This is a genomic window from Bradyrhizobium sp. CSS354, assembly GCF_029051725.1.
Taxonomy (GTDB): Bacteria; Pseudomonadota; Alphaproteobacteria; order Rhizobiales; family Xanthobacteraceae; genus Bradyrhizobium.
On the sequence record NZ_JAACFU010000001.1, the window covers coordinates 744728 to 760439 of the forward strand.

Annotated in this window: 12 protein-coding genes and 1 pseudogene; 4 read left to right on the forward strand and 9 right to left on the reverse strand. The window is 64.0% G+C overall.

The window, feature by feature from the left end; genetic code table 11:
• Position 1 precedes the first annotated feature (1 nt).
• Together GWG67_RS03525 and GWG67_RS03530 are read right to left on the reverse strand one after the other, a co-directional pair.
• Positions 2-1582, reverse strand: coding sequence for an MDR family MFS transporter (locus GWG67_RS03525; RefSeq protein WP_275167751.1), 1581 nt, complete (start codon positions 1580-1582; stop codon positions 2-4).
• Between the two features lie 155 nt (positions 1583-1737).
• On the reverse strand, positions 1738-2253 hold the full coding sequence (locus tag GWG67_RS03530; RefSeq protein ID WP_275167752.1) for a YcgN family cysteine cluster protein: 516 nt from the start codon (positions 2251-2253) through the stop codon (positions 1738-1740).
• Positions 2254-2547: 294 nt separating this feature from the next.
• Between GWG67_RS03530 and GWG67_RS03535 the strand changes: the two genes are divergently transcribed.
• Genes GWG67_RS03535 through GWG67_RS03545 form a run of 3 tightly spaced genes read left to right on the forward strand, consistent with a single transcriptional unit; the run spans position 2548 to position 6021 of the window.
• Positions 2548-4836, forward strand: coding sequence for a transglycosylase domain-containing protein (locus GWG67_RS03535; RefSeq protein ID WP_275167753.1), 2289 nt, complete (start codon positions 2548-2550; stop codon positions 4834-4836).
• A gap of 25 nt (positions 4837-4861) precedes the next feature.
• Positions 4862-5440, forward strand: coding sequence for a DUF1214 domain-containing protein (locus GWG67_RS03540; RefSeq protein WP_007593444.1), 579 nt, complete (start codon positions 4862-4864; stop codon positions 5438-5440).
• Positions 5437-6021, forward strand: a complete 585-nt coding sequence (locus GWG67_RS03545; RefSeq protein ID WP_275167754.1) for a DUF1254 domain-containing protein — start codon at positions 5437-5439, stop codon at positions 6019-6021. Before GWG67_RS03540 ends, GWG67_RS03545 begins: the two co-directional genes overlap by 4 nt.
• A 1234-nt stretch (positions 6022-7255) precedes the next feature.
• Here the strand turns inward: GWG67_RS03545 and GWG67_RS03550 are convergent.
• The 4 genes from GWG67_RS03550 to GWG67_RS03565 all read right to left on the reverse strand — a co-directional run bounded on the left by GWG67_RS03550 (position 7256) and on the right by GWG67_RS03565 (position 12792).
• A complete protein-coding gene (locus tag GWG67_RS03550; protein ID WP_275167755.1) occupies positions 7256-10426 on the reverse strand; it encodes an efflux RND transporter permease subunit in 3171 nt (1056 codons plus the stop codon).
• The gene (locus GWG67_RS03555) at positions 10423-11847 is read right to left on the reverse strand and encodes an efflux RND transporter periplasmic adaptor subunit (RefSeq protein WP_275167756.1); all 1425 of its coding nucleotides are present in this window, start codon (positions 11845-11847) and stop codon (positions 10423-10425) included. Before GWG67_RS03555 ends, GWG67_RS03550 begins: the two co-directional genes overlap by 4 nt.
• Before the next feature lie 84 nt (positions 11848-11931).
• The gene (locus GWG67_RS03560) at positions 11932-12324 is read right to left on the reverse strand and encodes a FixH family protein (protein ID WP_275167757.1); all 393 of its coding nucleotides are present in this window, start codon (positions 12322-12324) and stop codon (positions 11932-11934) included.
• A gap of 102 nt (positions 12325-12426) precedes the next feature.
• Positions 12427-12792, reverse strand: a complete 366-nt coding sequence (locus GWG67_RS03565) for a hypothetical protein (protein ID WP_275167819.1) — start codon at positions 12790-12792, stop codon at positions 12427-12429.
• Positions 12793-13161: 369 nt separating this feature from the next.
• Here GWG67_RS03565 and GWG67_RS03570 point away from each other — a divergent pair, with 369 nt between their 5' ends.
• On the forward strand, positions 13162-13401 hold the full coding sequence (locus GWG67_RS03570) for a DUF1127 domain-containing protein (RefSeq protein WP_275167758.1): 240 nt from the start codon (positions 13162-13164) through the stop codon (positions 13399-13401).
• A 103-nt stretch (positions 13402-13504) separates the two neighbouring features.
• Here GWG67_RS03570 and GWG67_RS03575 read toward each other — a convergent pair.
• From GWG67_RS03575 to GWG67_RS03585, 3 genes and pseudogenes are all read right to left on the reverse strand, one after another.
• Positions 13505-14001: pseudogene (locus tag GWG67_RS03575) on the reverse strand (heme-binding protein).
• A 29-nt stretch (positions 14002-14030) separates the two neighbouring features.
• Positions 14031-14690, reverse strand: a complete 660-nt coding sequence (locus tag GWG67_RS03580; RefSeq protein WP_275167759.1) for a hypothetical protein — start codon at positions 14688-14690, stop codon at positions 14031-14033.
• Between the two features lie 15 nt (positions 14691-14705).
• The gene (locus tag GWG67_RS03585; RefSeq protein WP_275167760.1) at positions 14706-15614 is read right to left on the reverse strand and encodes a DUF1259 domain-containing protein; all 909 of its coding nucleotides are present in this window, start codon (positions 15612-15614) and stop codon (positions 14706-14708) included.
• Positions 15615-15712: the final 98 nt, after the last annotated feature.

Consider the following 15712-nt stretch of genomic DNA (forward strand, 5'->3'; position numbering starts at 1 on the left):
CTTACTCCGCCATCTCCACCTGCTGCGTGACGGAGGGACCGGCCAGCGGGCGCTCCTCCATCATGATCAGGCAGAGCGCGGCGCCGGCCATCAGCGCCGTGGCGGCGCCGAACACGTAACGGAACGCATGCCGCATGTCGTCGGCGGGGATCGCATTGACGGCGCCGTGATGCTCGCCGGCGAGCGGAACGTCGGCACCGAGCGCGATGAGCAGGATGGCCGCGAACGCCGCGACCGTGAACGATGACATCAGCGAGCGGAAGAAGTTCAACGCGCCGGTGATGGTGCCGACCTGCGGACGGGCGACCGAATTCTGCACCGAGACCACGCAGACCGGAAAGGTGGTGCCGAGGCCAAGCGCAAACGCAGCCATCAGCGTCAGCAGCGCCCATAGCGGCAACGTCGTCAAGGTGAGGCCGAGGCCGCACAGCGCAGCCCAGGACGTTCCGACGATGGCGACCCGCTTGTAGTGCTTGGCGCGCGCCATGGTGCGACCGGCGACGGCTGCGCCGACGGTCGAGACCGCCGCGAGCGGGATCAGCGCAAGGCCGGCTTCGCTGGCGCTGAGATGATAGACCGCCTCGTAATAGAGCGGCAGCTGCACGGTGAGGCCCGTGATCGCACCGAGCGCGCAGCCGCCGGCCATAAGCCCGAACGGCACAACCGATCCTCCGAGCAGCGGCAGCGGCAGGAACGGCTCGTCCGCGCGGCGCGCGTGCCACACGAAGGTGACCGCGAGCGCGACGGCGCCGCCCACCATCGCAAGCACGGTCGGAGAGAGCCACGGGAAGCGCGTCCCGCCCCAGGTCAGCACCAGCATGAAGACGACGGCGGAGGCCATCAGCAGCACGCCGCCGAGCCAGTCGACCTTGCGCTTGCGGTGGAACACCGGGATCTTCTTCATCCTGGGCAATAGCAGCGCGATCGCCGCGGCCGCGAGCGGCACATTGATCCAGAAGATCATCGACCAGTGCAGATGCTCGGCGAACACGCCGCCGATGACCGGGCCGAGAATGCCCCCGACCATCCAGACGCTGGAGAAATAGGCTTGATACTGGCCGCGCTCGCGCGGCGACACGACGTCGGAGATCACGGTCTGCACGACAGGCATGATGCCGCCGCCACCCAGTCCCTGAAGCCCGCGTGCAAGAATCAGCATCGGCAGGTTCGGCGCGATCGCGCACAGCACCGAGCCCGCGACGAACAGGCTAAGCGAGATGATGATCATTACGCGGCGGCCATAGATGTCGCTGAGCGTGCCGAACACCGGCGCGACGGCGGTCGAGGCGAGCAGATAGGCGGTGATGACCCAGGAGAGATTGGAGACGTCGTGGAACTGGCGTCCGATGGTCGGCAGCGCGGTGGCGACGATGGTCTGGTCCAGAGCGGCCAGGAACATCGTCAGCATCAGGCTGATGACGATGGTGCGGACCTCGTCCTGCGACAGCGGCGCCGGCGGCGCGAGCGAGGGAGCGTCATCGACGCTCAAGACCTCGCTCGGAAGCCGCGACAATTCCTCGGCGATATCGTCGGGCAATGTCTGGGTGTCGGCAGAACTGTTCTGCCGCTCGAACTTGTTCATCTCGATCGGAGGCCATGAGGCGGCGCAACGCCGCGAAGGATTCGTTCTATGCAGCCAATGTAGACAGCAAAGTTCTTCTCAGGCAGGCACCGCGGCGCATGGGAGCATCCCACCCGACGGTCATCCCGAACAAGTGATCTAGCTGGTGCGGCGGATCAGTCCTTCGGACGTCGCTTCAGGCGGGCCCGTTTCGGCAGCTGCGCCGGCCATTGCACGATGTGGTTCTCGAGCTCCTCGTCCGGGATCTCCACCTCGCTGCCTTCGACCCGTCCGCGTACGGAGACGCCGGCCTCATGCACGGTGTCGGGATCGCCTGACACCAGCGGATGCCACCAATAGAGGTCGCGACCTTCCGCGACGAGCTTGTAGCCGCAGCTCGGCGGCAGCCAGTTCAGGGTGCGGACATTGGCCGGGGTCAGGCGGACGCAGTCCGGAACCTTGTCGGAACGATTCGCATAGTCCTTGCAGCCGCAGGTCACCCCATCGAGCAGCTTGCAGCCGACATGGGTGAAGTAGATGTCGCCGGTGCCCTCTTCCTCGAGCTTGTTCAGGCAGCAACGGCCGCAGCCGTCGCACAGGCTCTCCCATTCGGGCCCCGACATCTCTTCCAACGTCTTGGTTTTCCAGAAGAATCCTTCCTGGCCTGAAGGTCGTTTGGGAGCTGCGGTCATGCGCCTCAACAAAAGTTCGAAAGAGCTACGGCTGGTGCCATCTAGGGCGTGCCGCCCTGGGGCTGCAAGCAACGCCCGCGTGAGGCCCGTAATGAACCGGGGTCAATTAGGCCTGTTGTTCAAAATCGCAAGCGTGACCATTGGTTTATAGGCCCTGCTCGGCTAGAAGGAACAGCAAGTCCCCACCGTCGCTGGCCGGGCGCCTTGGGTTTGCCGCAACACTCCCGCAAGACGTCTCGATGCCGCCCCGGCCGGGTGCTTGAACGCTTTCGAACCAAGCCGCAAGGGTTCTAGGTGCGCCAGATCATACCACCGCATTGGAAAGCCCGGATCCGGAATTTCTTCCTGGATCTCGATGCGCGCATCGACTCCTCGCTGTTCTCCTCGGCCAAGGGCATCCGCGAGCTCTACGAGCGCTACTCGACCTTCATGGACCGCTTCTATGTCGGGCGGTGGAAGCGCTGGGTGTTCATCGAGCCGCTGTCGGAGGCCGCGACCCTCGGCCTCGGCGGCCTGGTCGTGATGCTAACCCTCGCCATCCCGGCCTTCCGCGAGACCGCGGACGAGGACTGGCTGAAGAAGTCCGACCTCGCGGTGACCTTCCTCGACCGCTACGGCAACCCGATCGGCAGCCGCGGCATCAAGCACAACGACTCGATCCCGCTGGAAGATTTTCCGGACGTGCTGATCAAGGCGACGCTCGCGACCGAGGACCGCCGCTTCTACGAGCATTTCGGCATCGACATCGCCGGCACCGCGCGCGCGCTCGTCACCAACGCCCAGGCCGGCGGCGTCCGCCAGGGCGGCTCCTCGATCACCCAGCAGCTCGCCAAGAACCTGTTCCTGAGCAACGAGCGCACCATCGAGCGCAAGGTCAACGAAGCCTTCCTCGCGGTCTGGCTGGAATGGCGCCTGACCAAGAACGAGATCCTCAAGCTGTATCTCGACCGCGCCTATATGGGCGGCGGCACCTTCGGCGTCGACGGCGCCGCGCATTTCTACTTCAACAAGTCGGCACGAGACGTGACGCTCGCCGAAGCCGCGATGCTCGCCGGCCTGTTCAAGGCACCGACCAAATACGCGCCCCACATCAACCTGCCCGCCGCCCGCGCCCGCGCCAACGTGGTGCTCGACAATCTCGTCGACGCCGGCTTCATGACCGAGGGCCAGGTGTTCGGCGCCCGCCGCAATCCCGCCTTCGCGGTCGACCGCCGCTACGAGGCGTCGCCGAATTATTATCTCGACTACGCCTTCGACGAGATGCGCAAGCTGGTCGACACCTTCCCGAAATCCTACACCGAGCGCGTCTTCGTGGTCCGGCTCGCGATCGACACCAATGTGCAGAAGGCGGCGGAAGACGCGGTCGAGAACCAGCTGCGCCAATTCGGCCGCGACTATCACGCGACCCAGGCCGCGACCGTCGTCTCCGATCTCGACGGCGGCATCCGCGCCATGGTCGGCGGCCGCGACTACGGCGCCAGCCAGTTCAACCGCGCCACCGACGCCTACCGCCAGCCGGGCTCGTCGTTCAAGCCTTACGTCTACACCACCGCGCTCCTCAACGGCTTCACGCCGAATTCGATCGTGGTGGACGGCCCGGTCTGCATCGGCAATTGGTGCCCGCAGAACTATGGCCATTCCTATTCCGGCTCGGTGACGCTGACGCAGGCGATCACGCGTTCGATCAACGTGGTGCCCGTCAAGCTGTCGATCGCGATCGGCCAGAAGAACGAGCCCAAAGCGCAGAACCCGGCCAAGGTCGGCCGCGCCAAGATCGTCGAGGTCGCGCGCCGCTTCGGCCTCAAGGCGCCGCTGCCCGACACGCCGTCGCTGCCGATCGGCTCGGACGAAGTCACCGTGCTCGAGCACGCGGTGGCCTATGCAACTTTCCCCAACCGCGGCAAGGCGGTGACGCCGCATTCCGTGCTGGAAGTGCGCACGGGCGCCGGCGATCCGGTCTGGCGCTGGGACCGCGACGGGCCGAAGCCGCGCCAGGCGATCCCCGCCTCCGTGGCCGCCGACATGGCCGGCATGATGAGCCACGTCGTCAGCGAAGGCACCGCGCGCCGCGCAGCCCTCGACGGCATTCCGACCGCCGGCAAGACCGGAACGACCAATGCCTATCGCGACGCCTGGTTCGTCGGCTACACCGGCAATTTCACCTGCGCGGTCTGGTACGGCAATGACGACTATTCGCCGACGAACCGCATGACCGGCGGCTCGCTGCCGGCGCAGACCTGGCACGACATCATGCTCGCGGCGCATCAGGGCGTCGAGGTGCGGGAAATCGCCGGCATCGGCATGGGCCAGAAGCTGCCGCCCGAGCGGATCGCCAACGCGCAGGCCAATGCGGCGCCGAAGGTGCTGGAGACCAAGCCCGGTCCGCCGCCGGTATTGACCAAGCGCGGCGCCGACGTTTTGGTCCGCGTCGAGAAGCTGCTGGATGACGCGGCCAGGACCGCGACCAAATCGGCGGCCACCGATCCCAAGCAAGCCAAGCCGGCATCGTCCACGAGCGCGCTCGCCTTCCCGCAGAACTATGCGGAAGAGAATGCGAACGCATCCGCCCCGCGCAAGAACTAGTCGAAACAAGAACTGATCGAAACAAGTGCGGCTGATCCTGATCACATTGACGGCCCTTCTGCTCGCAACCGTGGTGGGCGTCGGTGCGACCTGGATGACGACAACGCGCGGCACCGAGATCGGCGCGCTGACCATCGGCCCCTGGACCGCGCGTCCGCGCACCGGCACCGCCGACGTCGATCCCTATTCGCGCGCCACCATCGTGCGCAACGGCGAGCTGCCGATCGGCACCGGCGACGGCGTCGCCTTCACCGCAACCGCCGACGACAAGAAGAAGGTGCTCGACGGCCGCTGCGACGTCGTGGTCTCCGGCGTGACGCCGCCGGCGCGGTTCTGGACGCTGACGCTCTACGACCGCAAGGGTCATCTCGTTCCCAATTCGCTGCAGCGCTACGGCTTCACCAGCCAGGAGATCGTGCGGCAGTCCGACGGCTCGTTCGAGATCCGCATCGCCTCGCGCTCGCGCGCCGGCAACTGGCTGCCGACCGGCGGCATCGAGCGTTACGCGCTGATGCTGCGGCTCTACGATACCCCGGTCGGCGTTGCCACACGCACCCAGCGCGATGCGCCGATGCCCACGATCACGACGGCGGGCTGCTCATGATCCGGCTGTTGTTCACCATCGTTGCCGGCGTGGTGCTGGGCCTCGTGGTCCATCTCGTCAGCGTGCTGGCGCTGCCGCGGATCGCGACTCAGGACGCCTATTCGCGGCTGACGCCGATGACCAAGCTCAACGCGGTCACGCAGCTTCCTCTCACCGATCCGCAGACCTCGCCGATGCCGTTCATGGATCCGGCCTTTGCGCTGGCGATCTGCCGCTACGATCTGTCGAACGGCCCGATCAAGCTGACGGTCCCCGTCAGTCAGGCCTACACCTCGGTGTCGTTCTACACCCGCAACGAGATCGCCTATTACGCCATCAACGACCGCTCGGCCGGCAAGAAGGTGATCGAGCTCGACCTGATGACCGAGCCGCAGCACAACGAGCTGCCCGAGGACGAAGAGATCACCGCCGCCGACCGCCTGATCATCGATTCCCCCAGCACCACCGGCCTGATCGTGATGAAGGCGCTCGCCCCCGAGCCCGGCCTGATGCCGCAGGCGCAAGGCTCGCTCGCGGCCGCGAGCTGCGGTCCGCAGACCGACCCGCCGGCCAAGGCGGAAGCGCCGCGCGCACGGCGCTAAAGCGCGTCGCTTCGGCGACGCGAAAAACAAAAAGTCGAAAAACAACCCCATGCACAGTAGCGATGGTATTCAAATCATTGCCATTTTGGTTGCACCAAATAGGCGTTTGCCGGACCGATCCATCCCTGCCCATCGCGCTGTTCGGCTTTGACACGTCGGGCAAAACACTGGCACAATGGCAGCATCGAAAGTTCACCCGCGCGGAGCAATCCGCCGCGGGTTTTTTCTTGCTGGAGCCTCACCGAACATGGCCTGAATCCCTGCAGCTCAACTTCACCTTCAGGTCGGTGGCTGTAGTCCTGGCGAGTTGAGCCAATCATCTAACGACAAGCTTGTTTCAGCCCAGCGTGCGCGTCTGAGGGCGGCATCTCTCACTGGCCCTGGCGGGAGCAGTTCCGCGGCTGAGCGAAGACGAACGGCCATTTCTGCAAGCCCCTCTTCGTGCGATTCATTGAACTTGCGCCGCTGGCTCACTGCACGATCCGTTCCGGAGGAGGCGGGAGCGCAAGCAGCGTTCTCATCACCGATAACAGCCACTGATGGGGCGGTGACGTCGGAACGTAGATATTGGTGGAAGCTTCCGTCGGCGCACTAGTGCACACAGCCGGCAGGGAGCGGTTCACGTTGGCGGCACTTCCTCCGGCAGCGTGCATGATCAGGTTGGAGCCACCAAGCTTCACGCATCCCGATCGTGCGGGGAACAAGGTGAGGGCATGCAGGTTGACCTTGCGGCAGGGAAAGTTGTCATGAGCGAAGAAGAGCTTACCAGCAGAGCCGAGCGCGCCCTCGTTACCATTGCGCTCAGCTTGACGATGCTTGTTCTTTGCGTCGGAGCTCTGATCTGTCGCTAGCGCGTTGCTGTGCGCTGCTCGGTGTTTGCCAATCCTACCGCTCTTCGGTCGGATGCACCCATTTGTACGGGGTGATGCTTTGCGTCGCGGTCAGCTTGATCATGTGGACAGGCGGAGCGGAACGTCCTTCCTATGAAGACGGCCCGGCTCGCTTTGACAAATTGTCGATTGTTGGGGGCCGGAACGGCCGAACACCACTACCCCTCGCATTGTGGAAAACCGGACGGCGATGCGAATCCTCCGCGCAGCGCGCCTCCGCCTTTGACACGTCGGGCAAAACACTGGCAGAATGGCATCATCGAAAGTTCACCCGCGCGGAGCAATCCGCCGCGGGTTTTTTGTTGGCGGAGACGTTGCCGAGAACGACGACCTTCGCCGCCCACCTATTCGGCGGCCTGCGGAGCGCGCATGGTCCATTCATCGGCAAGAGCCGATCGTTCGCCTGGTGGAAGCCCCCGCCCCTTCACCAGGCCGAAAATCGCGGGGATCACGACGAGGGTCAGCACTGTCGATGACGTCATGCCGCCGATCATAGGCACCGCAATGCGCTGCATGATCTCCGACCCCGCCCCGGTGCTCCACATGATCGGCAGCAGACCGGCCATGATTGCGACCACTGTCATCATCTTGGGCCGCACGCGTTCGACCGCACCCACCATGATGGCATCGTGAAGGTCTCGTCGGGTAAAGACCCTGCCGTCAGCGCTACACCTGGCTTTTGTCTCGACCAGCGCGTGATCGAGATAGATCAGCATCACCACGCCCGTCTCGGCGGCAACGCCGGCGAGAGCGATGAAGCCGACCGCGACGGCAACGGACAGGTTGAAGCCGAGCCACCACATCATCCAGATGCCGCCGACCAGCGCGAACGGCAGTGACAGCATCACGATGAGGGTCTCGGTCATCGCCCGGAAGTTCAAGTACAGCAGCAGGAAGATGATCGTAAGCGTCACCGGAACGACGATCTTCAGGCGGGCGGCGACGCGCTGCAGATATTCGTATTGGCCGCTCCAGATCACGTAATAACCGGCCGGAAACCTGATGCTTTCGGTGACGGCGCGCTGCGCATCGGCGACGTAGCTTCCGATGTCGCGATCCCGGATGTCGACGTAGATGTAAGTCGCAAGCTGACCGTTCTCCGTCCGGATCGAGGTCGGCCCGCGTGCCGGCTCGACCTTGGCGACCTCGCCGAGCGGCACGGCACCGCCCGAAGGCATCGGCACCAGGATGTCGCTGGCGATGGCCTTGGGATTGTCGCGGAGGTCACGCGGATAGCGCATGTTCACCGTGAACCGTTGCCGGCCTTCTACAGTCGTCGTCACAGTCTGACCGCCGAGCGCGGCCGCGATGGTGTCCTGAACGTCCTGGATCAATATGCCGTAACGGGCGAGCACCTCGCGATCCGGAACGATCTCGAGATAATAGCCGCCGATGCCGCGTTCGGCGTAGGCCGACGACGTGCCGGGCACGGTTTTGATGACGCGTTCGATCTGCTTCGCGAGCCGGTCGATCTCGCCGAGGTCCGTTCCGATGACCTTGACGCCGACCGGCGTGCGGATGCCGGTGGAGAGCATATCGATGCGCGCCTTGATCGGCATGGTCCAGGCGTTGGAGACGCCCGGAAATTGCAACGCCTTGTCCATCTCGGCGACAAGACTGTCGACGGTAAGGCCGGAACGCCACTCCTCTTTCGGCTTCAGGTTGACGATTGTTTCAAACATCTCCGTCGGTGCGGGATCGGTCGCAGTGGCGGCTCGTCCCGCCTTGCCGTAGACCGAAGCGACCTCCGGGAACGATTTGATGATGCGGTCCTGCATCTGCATCAGCTCGGCTGCCTTGGTGACCGAAATGCCGGGCAGCGTCGTCGGCATGTAGAGCAGCGTTCCCTCGTTCAGCGCCGGCATGAACTCCGTGCCGAGCTGGCGCGCCGGCCAGATTGTCACCGCAAGCACGACGAGCGAGGCCAGGATGACCAGAGTCTTGGCGCGCAGAACTCCCTTGATCACGGGACGATAGACCCAGATCAGGAAGCGATTGATGACGTTCCTGCTCTCCGGGACAATCCTGCCGCGGACGAAGATCACCATCAGCGCCGGCACCAGGGTGACGGACAGCAAGGCCGCGGCGGCCATGGAGAAGGTCTTCGTGAACGCCAGCGGGCTGAATAATCGCCCCTCCTGCGATTCCAGGGTGAAGATCGGCATGAACGACACGGTGATGATCAGCAGGCTGAAGAACAGCGCGGGCCCGACCTCGGATGCTGCGTCGATCAGAATCTGCACGCGAGACTGATGAGGCCTCGCCCGTTCGAGGTGCTTATGTGCGTTCTCGATCATGACAATGGCGGCGTCCACCATGGCGCCGATCGCGATCGCGATACCGCCGAGGCTCATGATGTTCGATCCCAGCCCGAGCAGCTTCATGGCACCGAACGCCATCAGCACACCGACCGGCAACATCAGGATCGCGACGAGCGCACTGCGGACATGCAGAAGGAACACGATGCAGACGAGCCCAACGACGATGCTCTCCTCGAACAGGGTGTGCTTGAGGGTATCGATGGCCGCGTAGATCAGGTTCGACCGGTCGTAGACCGGCACGATCTCGACCGATTTCGGCAGGCTGCTCGCGATCTCCCCGAAGCGCTTCTTGACGTTTTCGATGACGTCGAGTGCGTTGACGCCGAACCGCTGCAGCACGATGCCGCTTGCAACCTCGCCCTCGCCGTTCAATTCGGCGATGCCTCGCCGCTCGTCCGGTCCGAGCTCGACGTTGGCGACGTCCCGCAGCAACACCGGCGTGCCGTTGCTCGTCTTCAGGACGATGTTGCCGAGATCGTTGATGCTCTTGATGTAGCCCCTGCCGCGGATGACGTATTCGAACTCGGAAAGCTCGACGGTGCGTCCGCCGACATCGGCGTTGCTGGCGCGGATCGCCTCGCGTATTTTTTGCATGCTGATGCCGCGGTCGCGCATCCGCTGCGGGTCGAGGACCACATTGTACTGCTTGACGAAACCGCCGATGCTGGCGACCTCGGCGACGCCATCGGCCTTGGCCAGCGCGAACTTCAGATTCCAATCCTGGATCGTGCGCGTGTCCGCCAGGTTCAATTCCTTCGATATCACGGCGTATTGGTAGACCCAGCCGACGCCGGTCGCGTCGGGCCCGATGGTCGGGGTGACACCGGCAGGAAGCCTGGACGACGCACCGTTCAGGAATTCCATCACGCGCGAGCGGGCCCAGTAGATGTCGGTGCCGTCCTCGAAGATCACGTAGACGAAAGAGACGCCGAAGAACGAGAAGCCGCGCACGACTTTCGATTTCGGCACGGTGAGCATCGCCGTCGTCAGCGGATAAGTGACCTGATCCTCAATCACCTGCGGCGCCTGCCCGGCATACTCGGTGTAAACGATGACCTGCGTGTCCGAGAGGTCCGGGATCGCATCCAGCGGGAGGTGAACCAGGGCATAGAGGCCGGCGGCGGCGGCGAAGCCGGTACCGAACAGCACGAGCAGCAGATTGCGCGCCGACCAGGCGATGACACGGGCAATCATTTGCGATCTCCCGTTGCGTTACCAGGGCCGACGTCGGTGACGCGGGACGCCGCCTCACCAAAACCCTTCAGCGCCGCTTTGAGGTTGCTTTCCGCATCGATCAGAAAATTGGCGGAGGTAACCACCGCCTCGCCGACCGAAAGACCCTCCCGCACCTCGACATAACCGCCGCCGCGACGGCCCAGCCTAACCTCCCGCGGCTCGAAACGCCCTTCCCCTGTGTCGACGAGGACGCTCTGCCGGCTGCCGGTGTCGAGCACCGCGCTGTCCTGTATCGCCAGGACGGGCGCGGCGTCGGCCGTGTCGATGTCGGCATCGACGTACATGTCCGGCAGCAGCACCGCGTCCGGGTTGGCAAGCTCGATCCGGACACGAACGGTTCGCGTGTCGCGGTTCACCTGCGGATAGACAACGGCGATCTTCCCGGTGAAGGTTCGGCCGGGGAAACTGCGTGCGCGTACCGCGACCGACTGCCCCACCGCGATGTCGCCGAGATCGCGCTCGGCCACGTCGACCAGCGCCCAGACGACCGAGGTGTCCGCGATCCGGAACAGCACGTCGCCGGGATTGGCCCGCATACCTTCGATCGCGCCGCGCTCGAGCACGATCCCATCGCGCGGCGCAGACCAGCGTATGGTGACGGGCGAGGTGTGCGTCCTGTCCATCTCCGCGATAACCGCGTCGGGAACATCGAGATTGATCAGCCGCTGTCGCGAGCCGCGGCCATACGTCTCAACGCCGCCGACCGTCTTGGAGGTGATCGTCGCGAGATATTCCGCCGCGGCGGAAGCGACCGCCGAACTGTAGATTTCCATCAACGGCTGGCCCGCCTTCACGCGCGTCCCGGTGGTCACGTCGGCGACCTTCTGCACGAAGCTTTCGGCGCGCATCGCGATCACCGACACGCGGCGCTCATCGAGTTGGATCGTACCGGGCGCCTTCACCGAGACCCGGATCGAGCGACGCTCGACCGGCTCGGACTTCACGCCCGTGCGCTGGATCTTGCCGGGCGACAGCTTCACGGTGCCGTCGTCGGTGTCGTCGCCTTCGTAAACGGGGACATAATTCATCCCCATCGAATCCTTCTTCGGCACCGGCGAGGTGTCGGGCAGCCCCATGGGATTGCGGTAGTAGAGGATTTTCCGCGAGGACGCCTGCTGCGGCTTCGGTACGGCCCGGACCGCCTGATCGTCGTCATAGACCGGCAGGTAGTCCCGGCCGCGCTCGTCCTTCTTCGGACCAGCAGACCAAAGCGGCGCGCCGCCCGGATGGCGGTAATAGAGCGGAGTTGGCTCGGCGGCAGCGGCAGCGGATATGATGTCGGCATCGAGGAGCCCGCGCGCACGGCTCAAATGCCAGTAGCCGGCCAGGGCCAGGCCGCCGCCCAGCGCAAGAGCAGTCAGGAGACGCAGCGTTTTCATGTGGTGTATCCGCGCGCCCGGGAGCGCGCTTCCATGTGAATGAAAAAAGGGAATGTCGGGCGCCGCCGGGCAGCGCCCGAACGCTCACTTGGTCGCGGTGACGATCACCTTGCCGATGACGGTCTCGGGTTCGCCCTGCACCTTCGCCGATAGCGTGATCTGGTAGCGGCCGGCCATCGGCAGGTCTGTCTTGAAGGCGTACACACCGGGTTCCTTGGAGGGCAGCGGTGCGACCGGCGACTCCATCTCGGCCATCCCGTCCGGGGCCATGTCGACGCGGGTCTTGAAGACGACCGCGTCCGGCACGGGCTTGCCGGTCTGCTTGTTCGTCAAGCGAACGGCGAGCGTGACGTCTTCACCCTTCTTCATCTGCGGATTGACGGGGTCGAAGGCGTAGTCGCCGGCGCCGGCAAGCGCGGCGGAAGCGGCAAGCGAAAGGGTGGCCGCGAGAGCCGCGGTGCTGAATCTGGAAAGCATTGTCCTGTCCTCATGAATTGATCTATCGCCGTGGCGCGGGAAGCGCGCACGTCAGTCATCGTCGCGAGCCGGCATGCCGCTCGCGTCTCGGGCTTTGCGAGATCAGATTCGAGGTGGTCGGAAAGGAGGACTGGCGCCGCGGAAGCAGACAACCTGATCGGCTGGAATGGTCAACTTGCTGGCCGTCACAGCGAGATATGCAAAAGCGACGGGCCTGACATCACCGAGCGCGATGATCCCGCCAACGCAGCAGAAGCCCATTCCGCACTTGTCGCCACCAGTGTGGGAGCCCGTTCCCTTCATGTCGGGACAACAATCGTCCATCGACATATCCGCGTCGCCGCTCATGTGCATGGTCGTCGCCATGTCGTCCGACGAGATTGCGAGGTTCGCCGCGGACGCGCCAACCGGCAACATCGCCAAGGATATGGCGATGGCGAATGCCTGGATGGTACGGACGAACTGCATCAAATATTAAATCTCACTTTCGGGCCGGAACACCGCCTCAGTAACATATTCGAGCATCGAAAACAGTCATTGATCTTGGTCAAGGGTTCGTGACCGAGGCCGGAACGGCGGCCGGGACCGTCCCCCAGCGGACGACCGACGGTCCGACCAGCGTCAGCGGCACCGGCTCGTCTAAATTCGGCGGACAAATCCCGGGCGCAAGCGGAGCGTTCCGAGGCGCAAGCACCCGGAGGCAGCTCACGATCAAGACACGATCAGGGTCGCTTGTGCGGCAAAGACCAGCATGATAGCAACGGCCATCGGGTCAAACACAACCGCCCGACCAGCTTTCGAGCCAAGCGTTGTTTCGCTCCATTACGGAGGTGAAACATGTCTTGCGACAGCACCACTGGCTCAATCAGCACATCCAGCGCAGCCTTCGCCCCCTCTCCAAACCCTCGATGGTTCTGGAAGTTAACGCTCGCGCTGCTGGACGGCATCACACGGCGCCGCCAATACGACGAGCTTCTCGAACTGGACGACCGGCTTCTCGCGGACATCGGCTTATCGAGAACAATCGTTGGGGAAGCTCGACAGTGTTACTTCTCAGGTTGGCGTGACGATCGGTGATCGTCATATCCGCTCGATGAGCGGTCACACCTGAGCATGCGAAGGCGGCGCGTCTGCTCATCCCTGTGGATCAGACGGCCGCGCCAGGCTCGCGAAAAGGCTCTCAGAAGTCCAGCTTGTCGCGTATGGCATCAATTCCGGCTTTCGCGCACGCTTCGTCCGCGTCACCGCCCGGAGCGCCGGACACGCCGACCGCTCCGACCAGGGAGCCGCCCGCTTCAACGATCAGTCCTCCGGCGATGACGACTGCTCCGGGAAGGTTGCGAATGCCCGCCTGCATCATGCATAGCTGATCGCATTCAGCTCGGTCGTGCTGGTCTTGAACGAGGCAGCAGTCCACGCCTTGCCGGCTGCCGTCGAGGGCGTGTGAGGACCTGCAAAGCGGTCGCGCAACATCACTTGCGTGACGCCGAACCGGTCGACGACAGCGACTGCAATTTGGTATCCACGGGTGCGGCAGTTCGCCAGCGCAGCGCGCGCAAGATCGAGCGCCAGTTCCGGACCGAGCGATTTGTAGGCGACCAGACTTTCCTCAGCCCGTACCGGGCAGATGGACGCAATCAGCAGGGCCGTCGCGACCGACAGGCATCGAACGTTCATGGCAATCTCCGGCACAGGTGACCAAACGCCTATTTGGTCTCACCATATGTCAGATCATCGAACAGGGTCACGCTATCTGCCTTGGTCCACAGGCCGATCATGCCGGCGTCCGGAATGGTGGCGTCTTCCACCTCGAACAATTTCTTTCCGTCATAGCTCACCTTGAACCGACTTCCAGCGAAGTCGCAGCGCAGCAGGTGCCATTGCCCGGACGACACCGGCGCGCTGACGCCATAGCCGCCTTTGCGACCCACGATATCAAGTGAGATTCGAACGCCCTTGATCGTCTTGTACAGCACGACATTGTCCTCCAGTGCGTTGGCCCGCACCACGTAGTAATTATCGGCATCCTTCGCACGCCAAATAACTCCCGCCGCGCGATCCTCGGAGCCGGCGACGGCCTTGAATTTCACCTCGACGAAGCCGTCGCGGATGGCGGTATCGCGCTTGATGGCGAGGGGAAACGTCGCCCGTCCGGATTGCTTAAGAACGTTCGGCTTGCTGGGCGCCGTGGCCTCGGCCTCGACGGTCCATTTCGGCTGTCCCTTGCCGGTCATCGTCAAAGTCCACCCGCCGGGCGAACTTCCGGCAGCAGCGTTGTCGAAATTCAGGGTCTCGGCCACGGCGTTCCCTCCCACTAACAAGGCCAGCATGGAAGCCAACGCAAGCTTGTCCATGAGCTTGTCCATGAGTTTGTCCATGCATCAGCCCTTCGTGCTCGCCGTCTTGTCGATCGCCGCACGGAGGCCCTCTGCAAGCTTGACGGCGTCGTCGTTCGCCCAGAAATGCATGAAGAAGAGCCGCGGCTGTTCGTCCAGCATGTGGCTGTGCAGCGCCGTCACCTCGATGCCGTGGGTCCGAAGCGCCAGGATGACGGGGTTCACCTCGTCGCTGGTCAGCACGAAGTCGCCGGTGATGGCGGCCTTCCCCGCGCCCGTCGGTTGGAAATTGATGGCGATCGCAACGCCCATCGCGGCGACGGGGGTCAGCAACATGCCGTCTTCCGTGATAGGGTCGCGACGCTTCACGTTGAACTGGTAGACGCCGCCATTCGCTTTCCCGTTCACTCCAATGATCTGGTCGAGTTTCGCCGTTTCAAGGTCGATGGCGGGTGGCGGGCTCGCCGGTGCGGTGACCGTCAACGGGGTCTTGCTTTCGGCCAGCGCATCATGGATTGCCGAGGCCAGTTTGACGGGGTCGCCGTGTCCGGCGACGTGCATGTAGAACGTTGCCGGGCTCGCACGCAGCAAATGATTGTGCACGGCTGTGATCTCGAGCCCGCTCGCGATCATCTTCGCCATCACGGGATTGATCTCGGTCTCGAGCAGCACAAGGTCGCCCATGATGATTGCGCCGCCATGCGCCGGCTTGAACGCGATCCAGCCACCCAACGCCAGCGCCGGCTTGATCGAAACCCCGTCCAACGTCACGGAGAGATCGCTGCGGGGAAAGCCGTAACGGCGGACGTCGTCCGAGACGGCGGGCTTGCGGCCCAGGGTCTCGTCCACCTTCTGCCATTCGGCATCCTGGGCATATGCCGGGATGAAGAGGCCGAAGCGAAATGCAAGCAGACAAACACCAATGCCGACCACGGCCCAGATGATTCTTTTCATTGTGCTACTCCTCAGGCTTTGGTTTCGCTGTTTGACCCGGTCGCCGCTGTCGACGACGGACCCGCCCCAAGTGAAGTCCGGTTCGCGATCTTTCCCCT

Excerpts from the sequence above, each read along its gene's own strand:
- GWG67_RS03525 (WP_275167751.1), bottom strand. The coding sequence starts at position 1,582 with ATGAACAAGTTCGAGCGGCAGAACAGTTCTGCCGACACCCAGACATTG.
- GWG67_RS03530 (WP_275167752.1), bottom strand. The coding sequence starts at position 2,253 with ATGACCGCAGCTCCCAAACGACCTTCAGGCCAGGAAGGATTCTTCTGG.
- GWG67_RS03545 (WP_275167754.1), top strand. The coding sequence starts at position 5,437 with ATGATCCGGCTGTTGTTCACCATCGTTGCCGGCGTGGTGCTGGGCCTC.
- GWG67_RS03550 (WP_275167755.1), bottom strand. The coding sequence starts at position 10,426 with ATGATTGCCCGTGTCATCGCCTGGTCGGCGCGCAATCTGCTGCTCGTG.
- GWG67_RS03555 (WP_275167756.1), bottom strand. The coding sequence starts at position 11,847 with ATGAAAACGCTGCGTCTCCTGACTGCTCTTGCGCTGGGCGGCGGCCTG.
- GWG67_RS03560 (WP_275167757.1), bottom strand. The coding sequence starts at position 12,324 with ATGCTTTCCAGATTCAGCACCGCGGCTCTCGCGGCCACCCTTTCGCTT.
- GWG67_RS03565 (WP_275167819.1), bottom strand. The coding sequence starts at position 12,792 with ATGCAGTTCGTCCGTACCATCCAGGCATTCGCCATCGCCATATCCTTG.
- GWG67_RS03570 (WP_275167758.1), top strand. The coding sequence starts at position 13,162 with ATGTCTTGCGACAGCACCACTGGCTCAATCAGCACATCCAGCGCAGCC.
- GWG67_RS03580 (WP_275167759.1), bottom strand. The coding sequence starts at position 14,690 with ATGGACAAGCTCATGGACAAGCTTGCGTTGGCTTCCATGCTGGCCTTG.
- GWG67_RS03585 (WP_275167760.1), bottom strand. The coding sequence starts at position 15,614 with ATGAAAAGAATCATCTGGGCCGTGGTCGGCATTGGTGTTTGTCTGCTT.